Origin of the sequence: Phormidium tenue FACHB-1052, assembly GCF_014696675.1 — a bacterium.
Taxonomy (GTDB): Bacteria; Cyanobacteriota; Cyanobacteriia; order Phormidesmidales; family Phormidesmidaceae; genus Nodosilinea; species Nodosilinea tenuis_A.
In genome coordinates, this window is record NZ_JACJQN010000003.1 from 150,257 (window position 1) to 172,855 (window position 22,599).

Consider the following 22,599-nt stretch of genomic DNA (forward strand, 5'->3'; position numbering starts at 1 on the left):
CCCCCTTGGGGATGTCCCTCACTGCTCCAGCTACAGCAAAAAGCGGAGTTGCGAATGCAAAGCCTAGACCACTTGGTGCAGTTCGGCCTCAAGCTGCTTCAGCAGTTGATCGTTGCCTTGGGCACGGGCCACTTCAATGCGATGCTGAATCGACTGCTGAATGTTAGTGCGATGAGCTTCAGCCGCTTCTTGCAGCAGGTGCCGCCGGGCAGGTAGCCCTTTAGCTACCGCAACTCGCTCAGACTGAAGCACAGGCTGGCGATCGGAAGCCACAGTCGAAGCCTGCACTTGCCCATGGCAATTGGTGCTATAGCTAACTCCACGATAGGTGTAGTTGCCAATGGGCTGGGTTACCGGTAGATGCCTAACGTAGGAAAATTTCATCGGACGGCCCCGATAGCATCCGGTCAGCTCACTTTCACGCACTTCTAGAGAAGGCGGGTTGTAATCGTAATCTACGCCGCGATAGCAAAGTTTCATGTCACGCCTCTTGTTGACAAAGGATTTAACAAACTGCCTAAGCAGGGTGCGTTCCTTCGGGAGCCAATCTCCTTACTTCCGTCTAGGGCGTAGTGGAGTAGTCTCCAGGGTGCCTCAGATGAACGTCAACGTACTTTCTGTATTCAATTTTACTAAATCCTTTCGATGTCAACAAGCCATGTCATTTAATTTAAAGGAAGATCTATCTCAGGGAATAGCCTGCCAGCTAAGGATTTGAGGGACTGGGAGGGCAATGGGGTTACCGCAAATCTTTACTGTTTCTTTGCAGCGATCGCCCGCCCGTGCCGACTCCGCAACGGCAAGCAATTTACACTATGCTGAGTATGTAACGGTTGCTTAACGTAACCATCGCCTCCCGCAGGGGTTCGCAGCTCTATGAAATGCATTATCAATCGCCGGGCGCAGTTTTCAGCCAGCCACCGCTACTGGCTGAGCGAGCTGAGTGATGCCGAAAACATCCAGCGGTTTGGCCCCTGCATCAACTTCCCCGGTCACGGTCACAACTACGTGCTCTACGTAGCCATGGAAGGTGACCTAGACGAGTACGGCATGGTGCTCAACCTGTCCGATGTGAAACACATGATTAAGCAAGAAGTCACCGCCCAGCTCGACTTTGCTTACCTCAACGAAGTCTGGCCCGAATTTCAGCACACCTTGCCCACCACCGAATACGTAGCCAAGGTGATCTGGGATCGCCTCGCACCCCACCTGCCCATCGTCAACATTCAGCTTTTCGAACATCCCGAACTCTGGTCCGACTACTCAGGTAACGCCATGGAAGCCTTTCTCACCGTCAGCACTCACTTTAGCGCCGCCCACCGCTTGGCCTCACCTCGTCTCAGCTATGAAGAAAACTGCGAAATTTACGGCAAGTGCGCCCGCCCTCACGGCCACGGTCATAACTACCACCTAGAAGTCACTGTCAAAGGAGAAATCGATCCTCGCACTGGCATGCTGGTCGATTTAGCCGCGCTCCAGGCAGTTATTGACGAGTACGTAGTAGAACCGTTCGACCACACCTTCCTCAACAAAGACATCCCCTACTTTGCCGAAGTAGTGCCCACGGCGGAGAACATCGCTGTCCACATTCGCGACCTGCTGCAAGGCCCGATCGCTGACTTGGGTGCCAGCCTTCACAAGGTCAAGCTGATCGAGAGTCCCAACAATTCTGCGGAAGTTTATGCCTCGGTGCCGACAGATGATGCTGTGGCTGCGGCTGCACCAGAGTTCGCTACTGTCTAATGGCTTGGGCTACTTAGGCCAGCATTTCTAATCAAGGACTCTCGCCTGCTAGTGGTTTTGGAGCAGGGAGAGTCTTTGGTTTTTGGGGCGATCGCCAACCAACAACCCATTCAAGAGCTGGAGTACTGGCATCTACTGACGTTTTTTTGATCCTTGTCTTTTCGATTGTTGGCTGTCTGCCTTTATCCATCAAGTGAGTGAGTGAAGAACGAGGAGGCTATCGCGATCGATTCTCTCGCTTTGTCACCCGGCTCTCATAGGTTTCATAGGCGGCTACAATGCGCTGCACCAGCGGATGACGCACCACATCCGCCTGGTTGAGCTGACAAAAGGCAATTCCGTTTACCCCTTTGAGAATCTGCTGAGCTACGGCCAGGCCCGAGGTCTGGTCGGCTGGCAAGTCGGTTTGGGTAACATCGCCCGTTACCACCATGCGCGACTTAAAGCCCAGGCGGGTCAGCACCATCTTCATCTGAGCCGGAGTGGTGTTCTGGGCTTCATCCATAATCACAAAGGCGTTGTTGAGGGTGCGCCCCCGCATGTAGGCCAGGGGGGCCACCTCGATAATGTTGCGCTCCATCAGGTTGGCGACTTTCTCCGGGTCTACCAACTCGTGGAGGGCATCGTAGAGGGGCCGCAGGTAGGGATTGACCTTTTGCTGCAAATCCCCCGGCAAAAAGCCCAGCCGTTCCCCCGCTTCGACCGCCGGACGAGTCAGAATCAGGCGTTCAAATTCGTTGTTGAGCAGTGCCTGAATACCTACTAGGGTCGCCAGAAAGGTCTTGCCGGTGCCCGCCGGGCCGATGCAAAACACCATGTCCTGACTGCGCAGGGCCTTGACATACTGCTTTTGGCGAAAGGTTTTGGCCCGCACCACCTCACCTCGTCGAGTGCGAGCCACCACATCCTGGTGAATGGCTTGAAGCTCGTCGATGCGATCGGTGTCGAGGGCTTGGCGAGCCGTCATAATGTCGGCGGTAGTGACTGGCTGCCCTTGGCTCCACAGAGGCTCTAGAGCCATAACCAACCGCTGGGCTAGAGCAGCACCGTTGTCAGTACCCGAAATAAACAACTCCTGGCCGCGCAGTACTAGAGATGCTCCAGTTTGGCTGGCCAGGAGTTTAATATTTTCGTCTCGGTAGCCTGCCAGGGCCACAGCGCCCTCTGAGGTAGGCAGTTCAATCCGCAGGGGAGAATCCATCTATAAAGATTGCCAGAATAATTCGGGCCTAGAGTGCGTATGCCTAAACCCTACACTTTTGGCCGAAGCTGGGGCTTAGGCTTGCCCGACGATCGCTGAGAAGGGCCACTGTGAGACCTATGATCAGTCCCAGTTTCCTGCTCTGAGGCTCCGTAGACATCTACATAGGCCGACCAACCCGACAACGCTGCCGTAGCCCGCACAACAGTGCGAATGGCTTGAATATTGCGCCCGCCCCGGCCAAACACCTTGCCCCGCTCATCACCCTTAAAGGCAATTCGGATCCAAACCTTAGACAGCGCAGCATTCTCTTCGCAATCGATACGCAAAGAAGCGGGCGAGTCTAAGAAAGGCTCTACCAAAAACCGAACCAGTCCTGGGAAATCAGGGCTATTCATGGTGGGGGCAAGGGCTAAAAGCAATGGGTGAGCTAGGCTTCAGCCTTAACTTCGGTCTTGAAGTTGGTCTTACGCTTTTCAAGCAGATTGGCTTTTTCGAGAATGTGCCGCACGGTCTGGGTAGGCTGCGCACCCTGTTCTAAGCGACGCGTAATGGCGTCAACGTCGAGTCGAGTTTCGTCGGTGCGAGGGTTGTAGAAGCCAACTTCTTCTAGAGGGCGGCCGTCGCGACGGGCATCGCTATTGATGGCTACGATGCGGTAGCTGACTTCCCGCTTTTTGCCGAAACGCTTGAGTCGAAGCTTAATCATAGGGTTTAGAGCAACGTCGTTGAGGTTGAAAGGTTTAGACCTGTACGGATTGCGGCAGGACAGCCAGAATAAATCCACAGGTTTCTAATCCTACCACTAGAGACCTTTGGAATCAATAATTTTGGCCCAAAAGCTTGAGGCTATTAGGGCGATGTCTCTAAAAACTTGGGGCATCGCCCTGAGAAACCCTAGTCTTCGTGGTCATCAAAGGGGTCAGCCAACTGCTTGGACGGGGGGCCAAAGGACATGTACACTGAGTAACCAGTCACGGCTACCACCACGGCAGCCACGGAAATGATAAGAACTGTTGCAGGTTCCATGGGGTTTATGAGAATAGGAAACCACCCCATCCTATAATATTACGAACTATAAAGTGTTGATTGTGGAAGGATCCATGGCACAACGGACTAGGTTAGGAGACGTGTTAAAGCCCCTCAACTCCGAGTACGGTAAGGTCGCTCCCGGCTGGGGCACTACCCCGGTGATGGCGGTCTTTATCGGTCTGTTCTTCGTGTTTCTGCTGATTATTTTGCAGCTTTATAATTCTTCCATCGTGCTGGAAAGCTTTGATGTGGACTGGCGCAGCGTAGGGCTCTAGGGAGTTTTGGGATCAATCCATCACAGGTTGATTTCAAATTTGGCCAGCATAAGTTTGGATACGGCATCCAAAATTTACTAATCTGAGGCTGGGTAGACCCTTGACTACCCAGCCTCTTTTGCCGTTTGATGCACGCATAGTTGATGCACCGCAGCCTGTAGTTTGCACAGCCGTCGTTACTCGGGAGTTGACCTATGAACGTATTTGGTGTGGGTTTGCCAGAGATGGCGCTAATCATGGTGCTAGCGCTGCTGGTTTTTGGCCCAAAAAAGCTGCCCGAAATTGGCCGCAGCATGGGAAAAGCCATCAAGGGCTTTCAAGAGGCTTCTCGGGAGTTTGAAGAGGAGTTCAAGAAGGAAGCCCAACAAATTGAAAAGTCTGTGGCTGCGCCGATGAAGGCGACCCTAGAACCTGAAGCGCCCAAAGTGCTAACACCCCCTGAGGCCATCGCGGAGGTTGAACCCGAAATGGCGTCGCTGGAATCCAGTGGTGCCAATGGCAGCGGCCCTGCGGCTGAGCCTGCTGAAACCGATTCTCCTGCTTAAGGTGATAGGGCTGTTGACCTATGGCTGACGCAGTATCACCTGCACTACCCTGCTTGATTGTGGGGTTGGGCAACCCAGGAGACAAATATGCAGGCACCCGCCACAACATTGGCTTTGAGGTAATCGATCGCCTCTCTAAGTCCTGGGCTGTTTCTCTCAAAGAGGAGCGGCGGTTTCAGGGCGAGTATGGAGCAGGGTTTGGGCCAACTCGCCAGAAAGTGTATTTGCTCAAGCCGCTGACCTACATGAACCGCTCAGGTCAGTCGATGCGGGCGGTGCTCGACTGGCTGAAGCTGGAGCCGAGTCAGGTGCTGGTGGTCTACGACGATATGGATTTGCCAGTGGGGCGGCTGCGGCTGCGGCTGTCGGGCTCTGCTGGGGGGCACAACGGGATGAAGTCGGCGATCGCTCACCTCGGTACCCAAGAGTTTCCCCGGCTGCGGATTGGTATTGGGGCGAGCGACCGAACTGGGGATCAGGCAGTGGTTTCCCACGTGCTGGGCAACTTTTCTAAAGCTGAACGCAGCACGCTGGATGGGGTGGTTGACACGACTCTGCGCACAATTGAAAAAGCCCTCACCGACGGGGTCGAAAAAGCCATGAGTCTCTACAACAGCGTAGATTTGAGTGGCGGCTAAGCTGTCTATTCCTTAACTCACTCCTTAAAATGCCGAAAAACGCCGATTTTTTGGACTAAGTTTTAGGCAGCCGTATGTTCAGCAATTAAATTTTGATAGGTTTGTACTAGGTTGGGATCGCTCAGAAACAGCTCTAAACGAACGTGGCTGCACTGGTTGAAAAGCACCTTGTCTAACCGAGAAAGCTTTTGAATAGCGGTCTGGGGGGTTTCAAACTCGTAGATAGTTCCTTTAAGGCCATTTTTGCCGTCGAGGAGAATCGCTACTCTAATTTTCTCGCAGTGGAGTTCTGGTCTTTGTTCAGTGATGCCAAGAAAAGACATCGCGTCTTGAATCGTTTCGAAGATGCCGCTAGCAGTTGCATCTCGATTGCCGTCGGGCTGAACCGCAACTTCATGACCTAGAATCTGAGTTTCGCCTAGGCTCACCTCAATGGGGGGAGTGTTGCTACCAATATTTTCAATCACGAGCTTTTCTCGCCGCACGGGAATCTCTACCATCTCGGTTTCGACTACTCGGCGGACGCTAACCTCGCCTACCTTGACGCGCTTGCGGTTGACGACTAAACGCTCTTCAACTAGCTGAATAGCCTGACCAGCATTGGGGGAAAATTCACGCTGATCCCGATCGATATAAATGGTCTTCGTTTCGGAATCTATAGTTGAGATGGAGGCGCTGGGAATAGTGGCTTGACTAGTTTCGCCATCACGGCCTATGAGCTGCACAATAAGAGAAAAATCGGTGGCTGTCGAAGGCTGAACTCTAACCACATTGCCGATTAGATATCCTGAGCGATCGAAGACGTCACTGTTAATGAGGTGTTGTTGAGACATTTTGAGACGCAGGTAAGCTAATGACTAATATTTGCCATAGATATTAAGAGGACGCAGCCGTAGCTACGCCCTCTTAGGTTAAACGGAGATACTAACGTTTATCTCCTAGTTCAAACCCTATCGATCGATTCTAGGGTTACCGTCGGTGTTGATATCTAGCTCTTCACGACGGATCTCTTCACGCGATCGGATGAGCTCACGGTCAGTTTCCTTGTGGACGTCGACTTCTTCGCGAACGAAGGCCTCTTTCTCGACATTTACCTGCTCTTCGTAGACTTCCATGCGAGCCACTTCTTTGTTCTCAAAAACGTGGTCGGTGCCTACGGCGGGCTGACCGGTAACTTCGCGTCTTTCGATCACAACGCGTTCTTTCTCAATCGGCTCAGAGACTTCAGCAGTTTGAGTTTCAACGCGTTTGCCCACGGTTACATCGCCCACTTTGGCGCGGTTGCGGTGAGCAACTAGGCGCTCTTCATACAGCCGCAGCGGACCGTGGTTGTCTTCATCGCTTAAGCCATAGAAGCTGGGTTCGCGATCGTACGGCGTAGGCGTTGTCTGGTCAACGTTCTGATTAGCCATGGTTTCGCGAATCTTGTTAACTCCTTGGGTGTTGCCAACAGTGGTTTTGGTGCGCTGCTGGTCTACCTCTAGAGGATTCATGCGGTCAGAATCTAGGGGATTCATGTTGGTGGCGTCATTAGGCGCAACATAGGTGTTACCTAGAAACTGACGACTAGAGCGTCTCTGAGCCATGGGCCGATACTGACCGCGAACTTGCTCTTCATAGCGCTCGTCTACTACGGTATCGTCTTTATATTCAGGCAGGTTTTCAACCTGACTTTTAGACAGACCATTCACATAGACGCGATTTTTATCGTAATCAAACCGGGCCACACCAACGGGAACTAAAACATTTTTGCCAAAGATCCACGGGCCGGTGTCAACAACTAGATAACGAAAGCGACCCGATTCGTCTACAAGCAGATCTTTTGCGGTGCCAACTTTGTCTTCACCCTGGGCATAAACAGAGTAGGAATCAATGTCTCCCATTTGCCCGTCAGCTAGGGTTTCTTTGTAGTTCGGGTAGTAATCTTTGAGATGGTACAAAGCCATATTTAAGTCCTCCTGAAAATTTGTCTTGGTGTCATACTAGAACCCAGATTCATTTGTCTTATCGGTCAATGGAAAGACGCTTGCATTCTCAATAGGCATACTTCTTCTTCTGTTTTTGGCAGCTCACCCCATTCAGGGGTTTATCTTTCGGCAGCTGCTAAATCAACAGCGGCAGAAGGTCTGTAGCTTTGAGATCGCCTCAGCAATGGCTCCTCTATTCCTGCCAGGGGCTTTCGTTCTGTGCTGAGTTAAGCGGTAAGCTACTGAGTCTGTTTTAATTTGAGAACCAAGGTGGCTGTTAAACCCAAGTATTTTCCGCTCTCTGCTCTAATGCCTGGGTTAGCGCGCCTGCGTCATTACCCGAATGCCTGGCTGCGCCAAGACAGCCTGGCGGGGGTCACTGTGGCCGCCTATCTCATTCCCCAGTGCATGGCCTACGGAGAATTGGCGGGGGTGGGGCCAGTGCAAGGGCTATGGGCAATTTTACCGGCGCTGCTGTTGTACACCTTGGTGGGCACGTCGCCCCAGCTTTCGGTAGGGCCAGAGTCGAGCACGGCGGTGATGACAGCGGTGGCGATCGCCCCCCTAGCCGCGACCTCTGCCACCAGCTACCCCATGTTGGCCTCACTGTTGGCCTGTGCGGTGGGGATATTGTGTCTGGTGGGGTATGCGGCCCGGCTGGGGTTTTTGGCCGATTTGCTCTCTAAGCCAATTTTGATTGGTTATATGGCTGGGGTGGCCGTCATTATGATTGCCGGGCAGCTCAGCCGCGTGAGCGGGGTGCCGGTTGAAGCGGAGTCGGTGGTGGGGCAGCTGGGGGAGTTTGGAAGTCACCTGGGTCTGGCCCACGGGCCCACGGTGGCGGTGGCGGGCTTTGTTCTGGTGTTTTTGTTTGCGGTACAGGCCTGGTTTCCTCGGGTGCCGGGGCCGCTGCTAGCGGTCTTGTTGGCCACGGCCCTGGTGGCATGGCTGGGGCTAGACCAGCAGGGAGTCAGGGTGGTGGGCGAAATTCCGGCGGGACTGCCCCGGTTTGTGGTGCCGTTGGCCTCTCGCCAAGAGATGCTACAGATTTTGACGGCGGCGGTGGGGATTGCGATCGTGGGCTATTCAGACAATGTGCTGACGGCGCGGGCGTTGGCGGCCCGCCAACACCAGACGATTGACGCCAACCAGGAGCTATTTGCTCTCGGGGTGGCCAACTTGGGCGGCGGGCTGATGCAGGGCTTTCCGGTAAGCAGCAGCGCCAGCCGAGCGGCCATTGGCGACTCCATGGGCAGCAAGAGCCAGGTCTATTCGCTGGCGGCCTTTGGGGTGGTGCTGGGGGTGCTGTTGTTTTTGCGGCCCCTGTTGGCGATGTTTCCGACGGCGGCGTTGGGGGCGCTGGTGATCTTTGCCGCCACTAAGCTGGTGGATATTCCCGAGTTTGTGCGGCTGAGGGCTTTTCGTCAGGGAGATTTTGCCCTGGCGCTGGCCACAACGGTGGGGGTACTAGCAACAGATCTGCTGATGGGAGTAGCGATCGCCGTTGGCCTCTCTGTAATCGAACTCTTTGCCCGCATTGCCCGCCCCCACGATGCGGTGATGGGTAGGGTACCCAATATTGCTGGGCTGCACGATGTGACGGACTGGCCGGGAGCCACCACAATTCCAGGGTTGGTGATCTATCGCTACGATGCCCCCCTGTTTTTTGCCAATGCGGCAAATTTCCAGCGCCGCGCCCTAGCGGTGATTGAGGCCGAAGCCGCGCCAGTGGAGTGGTTTGTGATCAACACCGAAGCCATGGTCGAGATCGACATTACCGCTGCCGATATGCTGGTGGAGCTGTACGAAACGCTGAGGAAGCAAGGCATTACCCTGGCCTTAGCGCGGGTCAAACAAGATCTCTACGCCCAGCTTAAGCGCAGCGGGCTGCTAGAGCTGATCGGTACCGAGCATATTTTCTTTACGCTGCCGAGTGCGATCGATGGGTTTCACCAGCGCCACCGCCCAAGCGAAAATCCTTAAGCTCAAAAAGAACCCAGAGTTTTTACAAAAACCCTGGGTTCTAGTCTGTTTAGGGGCAGGCTCTAAGCAGCTATCAAGCCGCGATGGCGGAGCAGCGCTTGGGTGCTGGGTTCACGACCCCGGAAGGCTTTGAACACCTCCATCGGATGGCGACTGCCGCCCAGGGCCAGCACAGTGTCGCGGAAGCGGCGACCGGTGGCGGCGATCGCACCCTCATCATTCAGCCCGGCCTCCTCAAAGGCGGCAAAGGCGTCGGCGCTCAGCACTTCGGCCCAGAAGTAGCTGTAGTAGCCCGCCGCGTAGCCCCCCGCAAAGATATGGGTGAAGGCGCAGAGAAAGGCATCCTCAGGCAGGGGCTTGAGAATAGAAGACTGCTCGGCAATCCGCTGGCTAACGGTGGTCACCGTTTCGCCGCTGCTGGGGCGGTAGCGGTGGTGCAGCTCAATATCAGTCCAGCCAAAGCGCACCTGACGCAGAATAGCGCTGCCAGTCATGAAGGTGCGGGCCGCAACAATCTTTTGGTACAGGTCTTCGGGTAGGGGCGCGCCCGTATCGACATGGCGAGCCAGGGTGAGCAACGTGTCGCGGTGGTAGCACCAATTCTCCATAAACTGGCTGGGCAGCTCGACGGCGTCCCACTCCACATTGTTGATGCCTGCCGCTCCGGTGAAGTCAACCTGGGTCAGCATGTGCTGAAGACCATGGCCAAACTCATGGAACAGGGTTTCCACGTCACGGAAAGTCATCAGGCTGGGCTTGCCATCCACCGGGGAAGCCTGGTTGCAGACCAGGTAGGCCACAGGTAGCCGTACCTGATCATTGCGCTTGCTCCGGTTGATGCAGTCATCCATCCAAGCGCCGCCGCGCTTTTCAGCAGGGCGGCTGTAGGGGTCAAGGTAGAAGTGGGCAATGGGGTCGCCAGCGCCATTCAGCACCTGGAAATAGCGCACGTCGGGGTGCCACACCGGAGCCTCACCGTCGGCAGGGGCAATGGTGACGTCAAAAATGCGGTGGGCCAGGGCAAACAGGCCGTCGAGCACCTGGGGCAGCGGAAAGTAGGGGCGCAGCTCTTCGTCGTTGAGGCCGTACTTTTCTTCGCGAATGCGCTCGGCCCAAAAGGCGGTATCCCAGTGGGTGAGGCTGTCGGCCTCGGCAGCTCCCTTAGCTTGAGCAAAGGCTTTGAGTTCTTCCAGCTCTTTCACGGCGGTGTCGTAGCTGGCGACGCGCAGCTCACCCATCAGCTTTTCGATCGCCTCTACAGAAGGGGCCATCTTGCGGGCCAGGCTGAGGTCAGCGTAGGTGGCATAACCCAGCAGGTTGGCCATTTCGTGGCGCAGCTCAAGAATTTTCTCAATGTTGGGGCTATTGTCGAGATCGCCCTCAGAGGCGCGGGTGACAAAGGCGCGGTAGAGCTGCTCACGCAGGTCGCGGCGGCGGCTGTGCTGCATAAACGGACCAAAGCTGGGGTAATCCAGCGTAATTCGCCAGGGGCCAGCGGCGGCGGTGGCGCTTTCGTCGCCAGCGTCACGGGCGGCTTGAGCCGCTTGGGCCAGCAGGCTGGGGGGCAGCCCGTCAATGTCTTCAGCGGTGGTCAAGGTGAGGCTAAAAGCCTTAGTGGCGTCTAGCACGTTGTTGGAGAACTTGTTGGTGAGTTCAGCTAGAGACTGCTGAATCTCGTTGAAGCGGTCTTTTTCGGCCCCCTCTAGGCCTACCCCCGACAGCTCGGCCTCGCGAATCGAAGACTCGACAATGCGCTGCTGGGCCGGGTCAAAGCTGGCCCACTGATCGCTGGCGCGGAGCTGTTTGAAGGCTTCGTAGATCGGCTTACTCTGGCCCAGACGGGTGGCGAACTGCACCAAGGGCGGCTGCACCTCTTCGTAGGCAGCGCGCAGCTCGGGGCTATTTTTTACCCCCATCAGGTGGCTGACGATGCCCCAGCTCCAGCCCAGACGCTCTTCGATGCGGGTGAGAGGCTCCACCAGGCCGTCCCAGGTGGGGATGACCTGGGCTTCTAAAGTTTCTAGGGCGGCGGCGAGGTCGTCAATTAGGGTAGTGATGCCCGGCACGATGTGGGCAGTGTCGATGCTGTCGAAGGGAGGTAGACCGGCACCAATTAGCAGGGGGTTTTGCAAGACGGTAGCTGTCATAGTCGCAGAATCAATGGAGGTAGGAGGGACAAAAACGATAAAACTGACTGGGCCGGGACGATTCTCCGCCGGAGAGGCTTTGCCAACGCCCCAAAGCCCATAGGGCCGCCATTTAAACGGCAAACATTTTAGTAGGTAGTGGGTTTAGTCGAAGTCATTATGAGTTTGTTTTATAGTGTATCTCAGTTTGCTATGTGCCGCACTCTTTGAGGGGCAGACTGTCAATTACCATAGCCTTTATTTGAGAACTGATCCGATTTCTGTCGAGGCCTGAGCCCTGTCTGAGGTGTTGATGCCAAATAGCTCGTTTCGGCGGATTGTTGCGGGAATTATCTTCTTCTCGCTGACGGTGGTGGGGGCGGTAATCGGCTACATGGTGGCGGGCTGGAACTTCCTCGACGCCATCTATATGGTAGTGATCACTATCTTTGGGGTGGGCTATGGAGAAGTGCAGCCCCTAAGCTCACCACCGCTCAAGGTATTTACGATTTTTGTGATTATCGCGGGAGCCTTGTCGGTGGCCTACACCGTGTCGGGCTTCGTGCAGATGATTACTGAAGGGGAGATTCATCGAGCCCTGAATGTGAAGCGTATGACTAACGAGATTGCCAGCCTGGAAGACCACGTGATTATCTGCGGCTTTGGCCGCATCGGCCAGCTAGTGGCCCGCAAGCTGAAGCGCGATCGCCAGCCCTTTATCATTGTTGACAACGACCCTGAGCGAGTGGCCCTGGCCCAAGAGCAGGGCTACTTAATGTATCAGGGCAACGCCACCGACGAAGCCGCCCTGGAAGCGGCAGGCATTCACCGAGCCAAGTCACTGGCCACGGTGCTACCCAACGACGCCGCCAACGTATTTATTACCCTCACAGCGCGGGAGATGAACCCAGCCCTAATGATTTTGGCTCGGGGTGAAATGCCCTCCACCGAGAAAAAGCTGCGGCTGGCCGGGGCCAACCATGTGGTGCTGCCCGCCAGCATTAGCGCCCTGCGGATGGCCCACTTGATCAGCCACCCCTCAGCGGTGGACTTTTTATCGCAGACCGACGGCCAGCACGGGCTGAATGAGTTTTTGGCGGAGCTAGATATTCAGCTCAACGAACTGGTGATTGATGCCACCTCACCGCTCATTGGCGGCACCATTGGCGACATTGAGGTCAAGGGCCAAGGCACGTTTATCACCGTGGCCCTGCGCCGAGCCGATGGTGAGGTGATCATTCACCCCAGTCGGGCGACCTATCTGACCCTGGGCGACTCGATTATTCTGATGGGTCACCAGGGGGATATGCCCAACTTTGCCCAGCAGAACGCGATCAAGAAGGAGATGCGGTACCGGGGGGCGAGGCTGCGGTAGGGAGTGGATGGGTAGGGGGTAGGGGGTAAGGGGTAGGGGGCGGATGGTGCTTCCTTACTCCTCACCCCTCACCCCTTACCCTTCACCCCTCACCCTTCACTCACAGGGATTGATACCGTGACGGCGGCGATCGCAACATACATATCGTCGTTCTTATCATCGAATTCGGGAATAGCGCGCCCAGCCACCACCATGCCGCCTTCCTTGAGCACCAGGGTCTTTTGGCCAAAGGGCAGCACGGCTAGCACATCCTCTTGCCGCACCTGGTCGGGAAAGGGGACGGCGACCTGCACTTCAACCAGCATCTCGTTGGGGTGGCTGAGTCCCGCGACTTCCCAAACGCCGGGGAGGGCGTTGTGGGCGATCGCATTGCGCACGGCTCGCGCTGCCGCCACGGTAGGGTCTTGACCGTGCTGATCGACGCCCATACCCATTTCAATAATCAGTCGTTTGGGGGCCACAACGCTTCCTCAGAGGTAATTTGACACCCTTGATTTTAGGGGCTAGTGCCTATTTTGGGATGGTGACTGGGAGGGCGCGATCGCCTACTCAACCCGAGTGAGGCTAGACACAAACCATCTGTTTACTCCTATAACTTTCCTATAGGATTCTTTTACTCTTATTTTCAAGTCATCTCAATTTCCTATGCTTGGAAAGCAATCTATTCCAAGCGTAGGGCGTTCCTTCTTAGGGAAGCTAAAGGGGCGAGCTATGCCCAGCAATTCAATCCTTTTAATTGAGAACGAAGCCAGTCTTCGAGACGTTTTAGGTGATTGCCTTAGGGAGCTGGGTGGCTGGGAGATTAGGCTATCGGGGTCTGTTCAAGAAGGCATTAAACTATGCGAGGAAAAACGGCCAGATGTAATTTTGATCGACGCATCTATTTCTGAAAATGATTCGATACTTCTGGTTGAGCAGCTAAAGCAGTATTCCTCAAGGCAATCAGTATCTCTTTTGCTGATTAGCTCTAAGGCCAATTGGTTCACCCTAAAGGAGTTTCATCAAATGGGATTTTCTGGAACAATTAGCAAACCTTTCAACCCATCCATCCTGTCATCTCAGGTATATCGCCTCACGGCCTCAGAAAACCCTAATACTTGATCTGCTGTGTCAGGATTTCACTTTAGATTTTGACTGAAAGGTCTGTCATTTACTACTGATTAGTTAGCCCTTGACTGAGAAGAGTCAAGGGGATTTCTGCGTACTTTTTTCCAATCAATGAACAGTATTTAGGAGAATATCTATGTCTACATTGACGGTTTGGAAATTTAACACCCCTGAGGGGGCCGAAAAGGCACTGGCCAAGCTGGGCGATCTGCAAAAGCAGGAAATTGTTAAGGTGCTAGACGCAGCGATCGTGTCTTGGCCCGTAGGGCGCAGCAAGCCAAAGACGAACCAGGCCGTGAGCACCGTAGGTGTCGGTGCCTTGGGCGGCGCGTTTTGGGGCATGTTGTTTGGCCTGATTTTCTTGGTGCCGCTGTTTGGCCTGCTGGTAGGCGCGGCGGCGGGGGCGCTGTCGGGCAAATTTACCGACTACGGCATCAACGACGACTTTATTAAAGATCTGCGCGACAAGGTGACTGAGGGCACCTCGGCCCTGTTTTTGCTCACCGGCCAGGTGACGGTGGATAAGGTCAGTGAGGCTTTTGCGCCCGACGAGGTGGGGGAATTGATTCAGTCGAACCTGAGCGCTGAGCAGGAGGCTAAACTGCGTGAAGACTTTGGCGCTGAGCTTTAACGGCACAGCCCCTCTGTAGCAGATGAGATGCCGCCTCGCTGACTGCCCGGCATCTCATCGTTAATCATCTCGCAAGGATAGAAACCGGTCAGCCCAATGTTTAAGCACAGAAATTTACTGATTGGATTGTTGGATTAATTGGTGTTGTCACCGTTGTCGGTCTGGCGTGGCCCCAGGCTATAGCTCAACCCACCATTCCTACGCCCTCTCGCCCGGCTGCGACCCCAGTGTTTCAGGGGCGGGGAGTAGCCCAGGGGGCGGCCTTTAACCGAGGCCGTAACGCCAATGTAGCGCTGACCTTTGACGGCAAAAACTTTGGGTTGGAGCTGACCGAAATTCAGCCCTCGAACTGCTGGTGATTGTGTTTTCCCAGCGACGGCCTGGCTATGTCCCCGACGAAGTGCCGTATCCGACTAAACGCTGTTCTCCCGTCGGTGCCTGGAGGGGATCATTCCAGCTCCAGCCCCCTAGTCCTTGTCACCGTTTTCTCGTAAGACTCAGCCAATGGGTATAGCATGACCAGCCCATCCATCTGAGATGCTTGAAATACTGTAACAACAGACACTTTAAGGAATTATCACCATGGGTAACGAACAACAGCTGGGCGCACTGGTCATCATTGGCGGCGCAGAGGATAAAGAAGGCGACTGCGTCGTCCTGCGGGAATTTATCCGGGCCGCTGGCGGGGTTGAAGCCGAGATTGCCGTGATGACCGCCGCCACCAGCCTGCCCGGAGAAGTGGGCGATGAGTACATTCGTGTGTTTGAGCGACTGGGGGCTAAGCGCGTCGATGTAGTGCACACCGATCGCCGCGAAGATTCTGACCGCGAGGACAATTTAGAAAAAGTTAAAGCGGCCACCGGCATCTTCTTTACCGGCGGTGACCAGTCTCGCATTGTTGAATATATTAAAGGCACCCCCCTAGACGACGCGATTCACCAACGCCATCGGGAAGGGGCCGTGATCGGCGGCACCAGCGCCGGGGCCGCGATGATGCCCGACGAGATGATTATAGAAGGCGCTTCGGTGTCAAACCCCAGTGTCGATGCGGTGGAAATGGGGCCGGGTATGGGTTTCCTGCCGGGTATTGTGGTCGACCAGCACTTTGCTCAACGGGGACGACTGGGTCGGCTGTTGGCGGCCCTCGTGCTGCAGCCCGCCGTCCTCGGCCTGGGCATTGATGAGAACACGGCTATTATCGTCACTGGCGATGAGTTTCAAGTCGTGGGGGCAGGCACCATCACCGTGGTCGATGAAACCACCGCCACCCACAACAACCTGGAAGGGTTGCTCAAGGATGAACCCATTGCCCTATGTGACGTCAAGCTGCACATTTTGCCCCACGGCTACCGCTATAACCTTAAGACCCAGACTCCGCTCGTGTAGTTACTCGCACCATCGATGGCCCAGTGCAGGTTTAGCGGAAACTCTGGCACTGCCGATGTCGTCGCCTGATGTCTTGTGACGGCATAGACAGCATGCTTCACGCCCTGTGGACTATCATTAGGGCCGTGAACTTTGGCACCATCATGGAAGGGTTTGGGATGCTGACCAAACTGATTAACCCAGTGCGGCTGCGGGCGACCAGTACATGGCCCTGGCTCTGCCCGCCCGTAGGTTTCGCATCGAGTTTCAACGGGGGGTGCAGCCCCAAAACCTGTCGCGTCTGGCCGCCGAAGCGGGTACTGTTACCTCAGCCCCGATACCGTGGAATTGTTGCGGTGCGTTTATGGCGGTGACGCTGGGAGTCTCTACGTTTGTATTTTCCCTTTGCGGTTTTTAACATCGCCAGCCCCATTCCGTCGCTGTTCTACAGCATTACGGGCTTCAAAATTGACAAGCTGCCCACTGCTTCCGGCCCTGCCGAGGCGCGTTAGGTCAAGGCAGTTATGCAACCGCTGGTGTCCATAAATTCCGCTGAGCCATTATGACGACTCTCATCAACCCAGGTTCCGTCTCCGACGTTGCTAAGACCATCTATACCGGCGATGTCCTCCAGGGAGTGCCGGTGATTAGCCACCTGGGGGTGGGCGATCTGACTCCAGGGCACAGCCATCGGTTTTTCTTTGAGGGAGTGCAGATGGCGACGGGCCAGCACTGGTATGTGCCGGTGGTGGTGGCCAAGGGCAGCCGTCCCGGCCCCTGCGTCGGTCTGGTGGCGGGCATCCATGGGGACGAGGTGAGCGGCATTGATGCAGCCCAGCGGGTGATGGCTCAGCTCGACCCAGCGGCGATGGCGGGCAGTGTGGTGGCGGTGCTAGGGGTGTCGCGCCCGGCGGTGGAGTATACGCGATCGCACTGGCTGACGGCCCAGGGCGGTGGCTCCCAGGTCGATATGAATCGGGTTTGGCCGGGGGATGAAACCGGCGTCAATGCCGCCACCCGCCATGCCGGGCTGCTGTGGAATCGCTTGCTGATTACCAATGTCGATATGGTGATCGACTACCACACGGTGACGACGGGCAGCGACTTTACCTTGTTTCTGTTTGCCGACCTGCGGCAGCCCACGGTACGGCAAATGGCCGAACTGTTTCCGGTCGAGCAAATCCAAAATGATCCAGGGCTGGTCGGTACCCTCGAAACAGCCCTGGTAGCGGCAGACGTTCCGGCCATGACGGTGGAAATTGGCGGCCCCAGACGGTTTGATGCCAGCAAAATTGCCTTGGCGGTGGAGGGTACCTGCAACGTGCTCAAGCACTACGGCTTAGTCGATGGCCCCCTGGGGCGCACTGCCGCCGACGTAGGCACGGTCTATGGCGATGCGCTGGAAACCATTCGCGCCACCACGGGCGGCTTTTTGGAGCTGCTGGTAGATCTGCGCGATCGCGTCATCCCTGACCAATCCGTAGCGATTCAGCGCAACGCCTTTGGGGATGTGGTAGCCGAGTATCGGGCTAGCGTGGCTGGCGAAGTCGCTGTCGTCGCCCGCGACGCCCTCTGCGAACCCGGTTCGCGCGTGATGCAGATTCTCTACAGCCGCAGTGAGGCGGAGTAGGGTTGTCTCTGGCGATGCTGTTTACCGGGGCAATAGAGCCGCCAGATCAACTCTGGCGGCGGCGGCGAGCAGCGACCCAGAGAATCAGGGCGATCGCACAGCTAATCAGCACAATCTTACTGACTGGGCCAAGCAACACCTGCACCCGCTCAAACTGAGCGCCCAAAATGTAGCCCGCCACCGCCAGTGCCCCTGTCCACAGCAGAGTGCCCAGGGCAGAGTAGCCCAGGTAGGGCAGCAGCGGCATGTGGCTCAGCCCCGCTGGCACCGACACATAGGTGCGCACCCCCGGCACCATGCGGCCTGCCCCTACGATCCAGCCGCCGCCACTCTTGTGAAAAAAATCCATCGCCTTGTCAATATCCCTCGGCTTGAGCGTCAGCCAGCGACCGTAGCGTCTTACCCAGCCCATCATCTGCTCATGGCTGATCAACTGACCCGCCACATACCACGCTGATGCCCCAATTAAAGAGCCAAGGGATCCCGATAAAATCACCCCAACCAGGTTCATATTCGAGCTGTTGCGGCTGACGAACCCCGCCAGCGGCATCACCAACTCCGACGGAATGGGCGGAAACAGATGCTCTAGCACCATCAGTCCGAAGATGCCGACATAGCCAAGCGACTCAATCCAGGTCGTGATCCAGTTGAACATGGAGAAGAAGGATGGTTAAACCAGTTAGGGGTTGGGCCTGAGATTTAGCGTTCAAGAAAGACAGGGAAGCGACCTGGCGTACGATAAGATCCCGCGCCGTCAAGGTAACTGTTACGGCTATCGTGCTGCCAAGCCAACAGACTGGTCGGCTCAATCAAGCGACCTACCACTGCTCTCAAATCCTGCCTAAAAGAATTACGTTTCCCAAACCTACGCAGGGTTAATTTTTTAGTCCTCTATCTGGGTATAGACTGTTAACCACACACTGCACTTTTCCCTCCTTTGAAAGAGGGCGCTATCAGCCGAATTATTTAGAGTGAGAGTCTCAAATCAGCGATCGGTTTGTCACTATGCCCAATGGTTTTTTGCTCAGCCGCGCTCTACTTAAGTTTCAATCTGACAACGACGATCTACTAGCTGAGCTATCTGCTGTGACCCGCACCCCCGATGGGCATCTCTGGCTCGGTTCTGATGAATTCACTACCCTAGAGCGGCTGACTCCCATGGGGAATGGGGTCTATGGCAACCACAAAACCTTTCACCTCCAAGACTTTATTCAGCTCTTTGATGACGAGTCTGAAATCGACATTGAAGGCCTCGACTACTGTGACGGATATCTTTGGGTAGTGGGTTCCCACAGCTTTAAACGCACCCAGGCCAAGGGCAAAAAGCAGCACAAAGACATTCAGCGGCTCTCCGAAATTGAGCATGACCCCAACCGATCGCTGCTGGCTCGTCTACCCGTTCTTAACGGCGAAATTGTGCAAACCTACGCCCGTAACAACGAAGGCGATACCTTGACCGCAGCCAGCCTAAAGCATGTGAGTGGCCACAATCTGCTGCTAGAGGCTCTCGCCGAAGACGAACATCTGGGGCTATTTCTCAAGATGCAGCTGCCCTCTAAAGACAACGGCTTTGATGTCGAGGGCCTCGCCGTTAGCGGCAGCAAAATCTTTTTGGGCCTGCGCGGCCCAGTGTTGCGCGGGTGGGCCATTATTCTTGAAATTGAAGTAGAGGACGGCGAACCCGGTGTGCTCACGCTCAAAGATTTGGGTGAGGGTTGTCTCTACCGCAAACACTTTCTTGACCTCAACGGGCAGGGCATTCGCGAACTGTGTCTGCATGAGGGCGATCTGCTGCTGCTAGCTGGCCCAACGATGGAGTTAGAGGGTGCCATGCAGATGTTCCGCCTTGAGGACGTGCTTGAGCACACCAACGATACGCTGTGGAGCCAAGACTCTGGTCGGCTCAAGGTTTTGTTTGACCTACCGTTTACCATCGGCTCTGACCATGCCGAAGGCTTGGCGCTGGTGCCTTGTCTAGGCTACGACGATGGGCTGATGATAGTCTACGACTCGCCCGACGATACGCGCCGCCCCGGCCCCAAGGCGATATTTGCTGATATCTTTCGCCTACCTGGCCAAGCTGGGGTCGGAGAAACCGATTAAGGGTATTTCTACAGCATTCGTTCTTCTATGGAGCCAGCGCTGTATTTCTAAGACTAACTCGAACACAAAAACTCATTCTGCCAATAGCTGTGAATACGCTTGATGAATGTTTTGGGCTTCTCGCTGTAGAGTTTGTTGCCTAAATTCTTGGCCTGCCGGTGCAGCTTGTCTTGGCGATGAACCAACAGGGGCACGAGCACCTGCGAGGGAGTATCGCTAAGCGCCACTTCTGAAGGACAATGCTGTAAAAAGTGTTTTAGAACGGCGATGTCATGACCGTCGCCCAGCAGTTCAGAGAGGTACTGCGCTTCTGAGCCCAAGGCCTCCATAACGGGGGGCCAAATCTGCTTTAGCAAACAGGAGTTGTACCATAGATCTTTGGCCCGCTTACGCCAGTCGTGAAACGCTTCGTCGCTGCCGTCTTTGTAGGCAGCATGGAATCGATCCTGGCCCTGACGATAGATGTGTTCTAAACTTTTTGAGATGGCTTTCCATCCTGTCTGATGGAGGGTAAGCTGGCTGAGCCGAGCCTGACTCGCTTCTAAATCAACCAGAATGGGTGCGATCGCGTTATCGCGCTCGAGCAGTGCCTTGAGTTCAGATTTATAGAGATTTGTCAGGCTGTCTTTCAGCTCAGAAATGCCCTTATTTTCAAGCGATACGCCGTAGACGTTGATTAAGTCAGCCAAGGTTTTTTGATAGACAGCACCATCGCGGGCTGGGGCAAGAGCTTGACCAATACGTCTTAGCTGATCGTTCTCTCGTCGGTAGGTTTTTTCGCCGATGGACTTTCGTACCAATCGCAGCAGCGATCGCCCCTTTTTTAGCCGCTTGCGAGTATTGTGGATCGCTTGCTCAGGGGCATCTTCCAGGCCTTCGCTCAGCTCTTGGATTGCTTTCTCGATCTGCTCGTTGAGAATGCGTTGAACATTGGCCTCTACGGTGCTGTCGGCGAAAAAACGATAGGGCATAGCTGCTAATTAAGACTCAGGATCCTTAGAGTCTGGATCGAGTTCAAACCGCTGGTCATCCCGCCGATTCATTTCGTTGAGGACACCGACGGGGTGCTCGGGCTGAGTGCTAATGCCCACAGCGTCAGCAAGGGCGTCAACATCATTTTGCTCTGGGGTTGGTGTCGTGCCACCTACGGCCTCTTCCCCCACCGTTTCGGCTCGCCCGGCATCGGCATCGGGGTCACCCCCCGTCACGGGACTCGTCGTTGCCATAGTGTCGGTGGTCACTTCGGCCCCAAGGTGTGCACTGTCGTAGCTCTGTCCAACGCGAGCATCTTCAACCTCGGCCTGGCTGGGCGGCAGGTGGATGACGGGCTCGTTGGACGGCGGTGGTGCTGCATCTATCTCATGGGGGAGAAGTTTTTCAGCGAGATTAGGTCGTTGTGAGTTCATCGAGTTATCGTTAGCCATAAATTCGAGGTCACATCATACCGCTGCGATCGCAAAGACCATGCTCGACATGAAAGCAAAAACGCTTATGGTCAAGTATTGTCGCTGCTGTTGCTGTTAACCCTGAGGAATTAATCCAAGTTAGCAATCTTGCCTGCAAAAATTTATCATCCTATAGATGGATTTTAAGGGGCTTACTTATTCTCAACACTAGCAAAAATCGCGGTTTCGCTATAAATATTCATTTAAGATGGGGAGATTAAGGTTACTACGTACGGCTTTCACATCTATCCAAGAAGTGGGGAAACGGGGAGTCACGACTGCTCGGGCGATGGCTCTCGCTGAACGGCATATTGATTAGGCTTGATCTGAGAGCCAAAGCGACGGCTATAGACCTGGGTCAGTTCGGCTCCGTAAAATAAAATTTGGGCTGAATAAAATACCCAAACCAGCAAAATGATTACCGACCCTGCCGCGCCGTAGGATGAGCCAAAACTGCTGTTGCCCAAGTAGAGACCAATCAAATATTTGCCGATCGAAAATAAAATCGCGGTGGCAGCGGCCCCAAACCAAACATCGCGCCAGGCAATGATAGCGTCGGGCAAATATTTAAACATCATGGCAAAGAGCAGAGTGGTCAGACCAAAAGCCAGCAGAAAATTGGACAGCTGAACCAGCGCATCTAGACCCGGCATTAGCCTGTTGAGATAGCCTGAGAACCCAGAGATCGCCGAACTGGCAATCAGCGACACCAGCAGCAAAAAGCCAATAACGATTACCATCCCCAACGACAGCAGTCGCTTGCGAAGCTGAGTGATTAGACTAATCCCAGGGCGAGCCTCTAAATTCCAAATTGTGTTGAGCGACAGTTGTAGTTGAGAAAGCACTCCCGTAGCGCCCACTAACAGCAGCACAACGCTAATGGCTGAGGCCAGCCAGCCAGAGCTTTCTCCGGGACGGTTGGCGTTGTCGAGTACGGTGCGAACAAAGTCGGCGCTGGCTCCACCCATCAGAGATTCGACCTGACCCATGAGTTGGTCGCGCACGGCACCGTTATCAAAAAATAGGCTGGCGATCGCGATCGCTAAAATCAGCAGAGGCGCTAGAGAAAACAGAGTGTAGTAGGCCAGCGCAGCGGCTAGCTGTGACGCTTTGTCTTGGTTCCACTCTTGAAAGGCTTGCTTGAGCAGTCGCCAAACCTGTTTTGGACTCATTTTTATCGCTCTGTTTTTTAGTTTCGTTATGGTTACAAATACATCCGATCAGCAACTCACTTGCTGACGCTTTATTTTTCTGTTTAGACAGTAGAGATAGCTCCCTCTACTGTCTAAACTTTTACAGGAGGGAAACAATAGTATTATCCTTAGTTAATTCATAGATATCTAGGTAGCAGGTTAGTTCTGCTGATGCTTACCTAACCTGCGCAAGAGAAGATCAATGACTTTGTTAGTGAGTTGCAATTTGCAATAGCTCGA

At 54.8% G+C, this 22,599-nt stretch carries 25 protein-coding genes, 1 pseudogene and 1 riboswitch; of the genes and pseudogenes, 13 read left to right on the top strand and 13 right to left on the bottom strand.

Annotated elements, in window-relative coordinates; all coding sequences use genetic code 11:
• Positions 1-63: 63 nt before the first annotated feature.
• The gene (gene pirA / locus H6G07_RS06690; RefSeq protein WP_073607613.1) at positions 64-480 is read right to left on the bottom strand and encodes an arginine synthesis PII-interacting regulator PirA; all 417 of its coding nucleotides are present in this window, start codon (positions 478-480) and stop codon (positions 64-66) included.
• Positions 481-525: 45 nt separating this feature from the next.
• Positions 526-607, bottom strand: a riboswitch (Glutamine riboswitch).
• A 269-nt stretch (positions 608-876) separates the two neighbouring features.
• Here pirA and H6G07_RS06695 point away from each other — a divergent pair.
• Complete coding sequence (locus H6G07_RS06695; RefSeq protein WP_073607614.1) at positions 877-1,743, top strand: 6-carboxytetrahydropterin synthase; 867 nt, start codon at positions 877-879, stop codon at positions 1,741-1,743.
• A 217-nt stretch (positions 1,744-1,960) separates the two neighbouring features.
• Here the strand turns inward: H6G07_RS06695 and H6G07_RS06700 are convergent, their stop codons facing one another.
• The 4 genes from H6G07_RS06700 to psbN all read right to left on the bottom strand — a co-directional run bounded on the left by H6G07_RS06700 (position 1,961) and on the right by psbN (position 3,973).
• On the bottom strand, positions 1,961-2,944 hold the full coding sequence (locus H6G07_RS06700) for a PhoH family protein (protein ID WP_073607615.1): 984 nt from the start codon (positions 2,942-2,944) through the stop codon (positions 1,961-1,963).
• A gap of 50 nt (positions 2,945-2,994) precedes the next feature.
• Positions 2,995-3,342 (bottom strand): KH domain-containing protein, encoded by a 348-nt coding sequence (locus H6G07_RS06705; RefSeq protein ID WP_073607616.1) that lies wholly within the window; start codon positions 3,340-3,342, stop codon positions 2,995-2,997.
• Between the two features lie 32 nt (positions 3,343-3,374).
• Complete coding sequence (rpsP, locus tag H6G07_RS06710) at positions 3,375-3,653, bottom strand: 30S ribosomal protein S16 (RefSeq protein WP_073607617.1); 279 nt, start codon at positions 3,651-3,653, stop codon at positions 3,375-3,377.
• A 188-nt stretch (positions 3,654-3,841) separates the two neighbouring features.
• The gene (psbN, locus tag H6G07_RS06715; protein ID WP_073607618.1) at positions 3,842-3,973 is read right to left on the bottom strand and encodes a photosystem II reaction center protein PsbN; all 132 of its coding nucleotides are present in this window, start codon (positions 3,971-3,973) and stop codon (positions 3,842-3,844) included.
• 74 nt (positions 3,974-4,047) lie between these two features.
• On the opposite strand from psbN, the gene psbH reads away from it, so the two are divergent.
• The 3 genes from psbH to pth all read left to right on the top strand — a co-directional run bounded on the left by psbH (position 4,048) and on the right by pth (position 5,434).
• A complete protein-coding gene (gene psbH, locus H6G07_RS06720) occupies positions 4,048-4,251 on the top strand; it encodes a photosystem II reaction center phosphoprotein PsbH (RefSeq protein ID WP_073607619.1) in 204 nt (67 codons plus the stop codon).
• A gap of 194 nt (positions 4,252-4,445) precedes the next feature.
• On the top strand, positions 4,446-4,796 hold the full coding sequence (locus H6G07_RS27025; RefSeq protein ID WP_073607620.1) for a TatA/E family twin arginine-targeting protein translocase: 351 nt from the start codon (positions 4,446-4,448) through the stop codon (positions 4,794-4,796).
• A 20-nt stretch (positions 4,797-4,816) separates the two neighbouring features.
• Complete coding sequence (gene pth / locus H6G07_RS06730) at positions 4,817-5,434, top strand: aminoacyl-tRNA hydrolase (RefSeq protein WP_073607621.1); 618 nt, start codon at positions 4,817-4,819, stop codon at positions 5,432-5,434.
• Positions 5,435-5,496: 62 nt separating this feature from the next.
• Here the strand turns inward: pth and H6G07_RS06735 are convergent, their stop codons facing one another.
• A complete protein-coding gene (locus H6G07_RS06735) occupies positions 5,497-6,267 on the bottom strand; it encodes a YsnF/AvaK domain-containing protein (RefSeq protein ID WP_073607622.1) in 771 nt (256 codons plus the stop codon).
• 117 nt (positions 6,268-6,384) lie between these two features.
• Positions 6,385-7,380: a DUF2382 domain-containing protein gene (locus H6G07_RS06740; RefSeq protein WP_073607623.1), complete on the bottom strand. Its 996-nt coding sequence runs from the start codon at positions 7,378-7,380 to the stop codon at positions 6,385-6,387.
• 291 nt (positions 7,381-7,671) lie between these two features.
• Between H6G07_RS06740 and H6G07_RS06745 the strand changes: the two genes are divergently transcribed.
• Positions 7,672-9,384: a SulP family inorganic anion transporter gene (locus H6G07_RS06745; protein ID WP_244901905.1), complete on the top strand. Its 1,713-nt coding sequence runs from the start codon at positions 7,672-7,674 to the stop codon at positions 9,382-9,384.
• 62 nt (positions 9,385-9,446) lie between these two features.
• Here the strand turns inward: H6G07_RS06745 and H6G07_RS06750 are convergent, their stop codons facing one another.
• The gene (locus H6G07_RS06750) at positions 9,447-11,531 is read right to left on the bottom strand and encodes a M3 family metallopeptidase (RefSeq protein WP_073607625.1); all 2,085 of its coding nucleotides are present in this window, start codon (positions 11,529-11,531) and stop codon (positions 9,447-9,449) included.
• Positions 11,532-11,823: 292 nt separating this feature from the next.
• Here H6G07_RS06750 and H6G07_RS06755 point away from each other — a divergent pair, with 292 nt between their 5' ends.
• Complete coding sequence (locus H6G07_RS06755; protein WP_073607626.1) at positions 11,824-12,885, top strand: potassium channel family protein; 1,062 nt, start codon at positions 11,824-11,826, stop codon at positions 12,883-12,885.
• Between the two features lie 89 nt (positions 12,886-12,974).
• On the opposite strand, the gene H6G07_RS06760 is transcribed toward H6G07_RS06755, so the two are convergent.
• Positions 12,975-13,346, bottom strand: a complete 372-nt coding sequence (locus H6G07_RS06760; RefSeq protein ID WP_073607627.1) for a Lin0512 family protein — start codon at positions 13,344-13,346, stop codon at positions 12,975-12,977.
• Positions 13,347-13,596: 250 nt separating this feature from the next.
• Between H6G07_RS06760 and H6G07_RS06765 the strand changes: the two genes are divergently transcribed.
• The 6 genes and pseudogenes from H6G07_RS06765 to H6G07_RS06785 all read left to right on the top strand — a co-directional run bounded on the left by H6G07_RS06765 (position 13,597) and on the right by H6G07_RS06785 (position 17,618).
• On the top strand, positions 13,597-13,986 hold the full coding sequence (locus tag H6G07_RS06765) for a response regulator (protein ID WP_073607628.1): 390 nt from the start codon (positions 13,597-13,599) through the stop codon (positions 13,984-13,986).
• Positions 13,987-14,128: 142 nt separating this feature from the next.
• Positions 14,129-14,623, top strand: coding sequence for a DUF1269 domain-containing protein (locus H6G07_RS06770; RefSeq protein ID WP_073607629.1), 495 nt, complete (start codon positions 14,129-14,131; stop codon positions 14,621-14,623).
• 227 nt (positions 14,624-14,850) lie between these two features.
• Positions 14,851-14,982, top strand: a complete 132-nt coding sequence (locus H6G07_RS26630) for a hypothetical protein (protein ID WP_277882054.1) — start codon at positions 14,851-14,853, stop codon at positions 14,980-14,982.
• A 223-nt stretch (positions 14,983-15,205) separates the two neighbouring features.
• Complete coding sequence (locus H6G07_RS06775; protein WP_073607630.1) at positions 15,206-16,009, top strand: cyanophycinase; 804 nt, start codon at positions 15,206-15,208, stop codon at positions 16,007-16,009.
• Positions 16,010-16,205: 196 nt separating this feature from the next.
• Positions 16,206-16,406, top strand: a pseudogene (locus H6G07_RS26040) (Na+/H+ antiporter NhaC family protein); the annotation flags it as partial.
• Between the two features lie 144 nt (positions 16,407-16,550).
• Entirely contained in the window at positions 16,551-17,618 is a 1,068-nt protein-coding gene (locus tag H6G07_RS06785) for a M14 family metallopeptidase (RefSeq protein ID WP_073607631.1), read from the top strand.
• 46 nt (positions 17,619-17,664) lie between these two features.
• Here H6G07_RS06785 and H6G07_RS06790 read toward each other — a convergent pair whose 3' ends face one another.
• On the bottom strand, positions 17,665-18,273 hold the full coding sequence (locus H6G07_RS06790) for a DedA family protein (protein ID WP_073607632.1): 609 nt from the start codon (positions 18,271-18,273) through the stop codon (positions 17,665-17,667).
• A gap of 350 nt (positions 18,274-18,623) precedes the next feature.
• Here H6G07_RS06790 and H6G07_RS06795 point away from each other — a divergent pair, with 350 nt between their 5' ends.
• The gene (locus H6G07_RS06795) at positions 18,624-19,721 is read left to right on the top strand and encodes a DUF3616 domain-containing protein (RefSeq protein ID WP_073607633.1); all 1,098 of its coding nucleotides are present in this window, start codon (positions 18,624-18,626) and stop codon (positions 19,719-19,721) included.
• A gap of 53 nt (positions 19,722-19,774) precedes the next feature.
• On the opposite strand, the gene H6G07_RS06800 is transcribed toward H6G07_RS06795, so the two are convergent.
• From H6G07_RS06800 to H6G07_RS06810, 3 genes are all read right to left on the bottom strand, one after another.
• A complete protein-coding gene (locus tag H6G07_RS06800; protein ID WP_073607634.1) occupies positions 19,775-20,692 on the bottom strand; it encodes a CHAD domain-containing protein in 918 nt (305 codons plus the stop codon).
• Positions 20,693-20,701: 9 nt separating this feature from the next.
• Positions 20,702-21,127, bottom strand: coding sequence for a DUF6335 family protein (locus H6G07_RS06805; RefSeq protein WP_073607635.1), 426 nt, complete (start codon positions 21,125-21,127; stop codon positions 20,702-20,704).
• A gap of 311 nt (positions 21,128-21,438) precedes the next feature.
• Positions 21,439-22,338 carry a YihY/virulence factor BrkB family protein gene (locus tag H6G07_RS06810; protein WP_073607636.1) on the bottom strand — a complete coding sequence of 300 codons (900 nt, stop codon included), beginning with the start codon at positions 22,336-22,338 and terminating at the stop codon, positions 21,439-21,441.
• Positions 22,339-22,599: the final 261 nt, after the last annotated feature.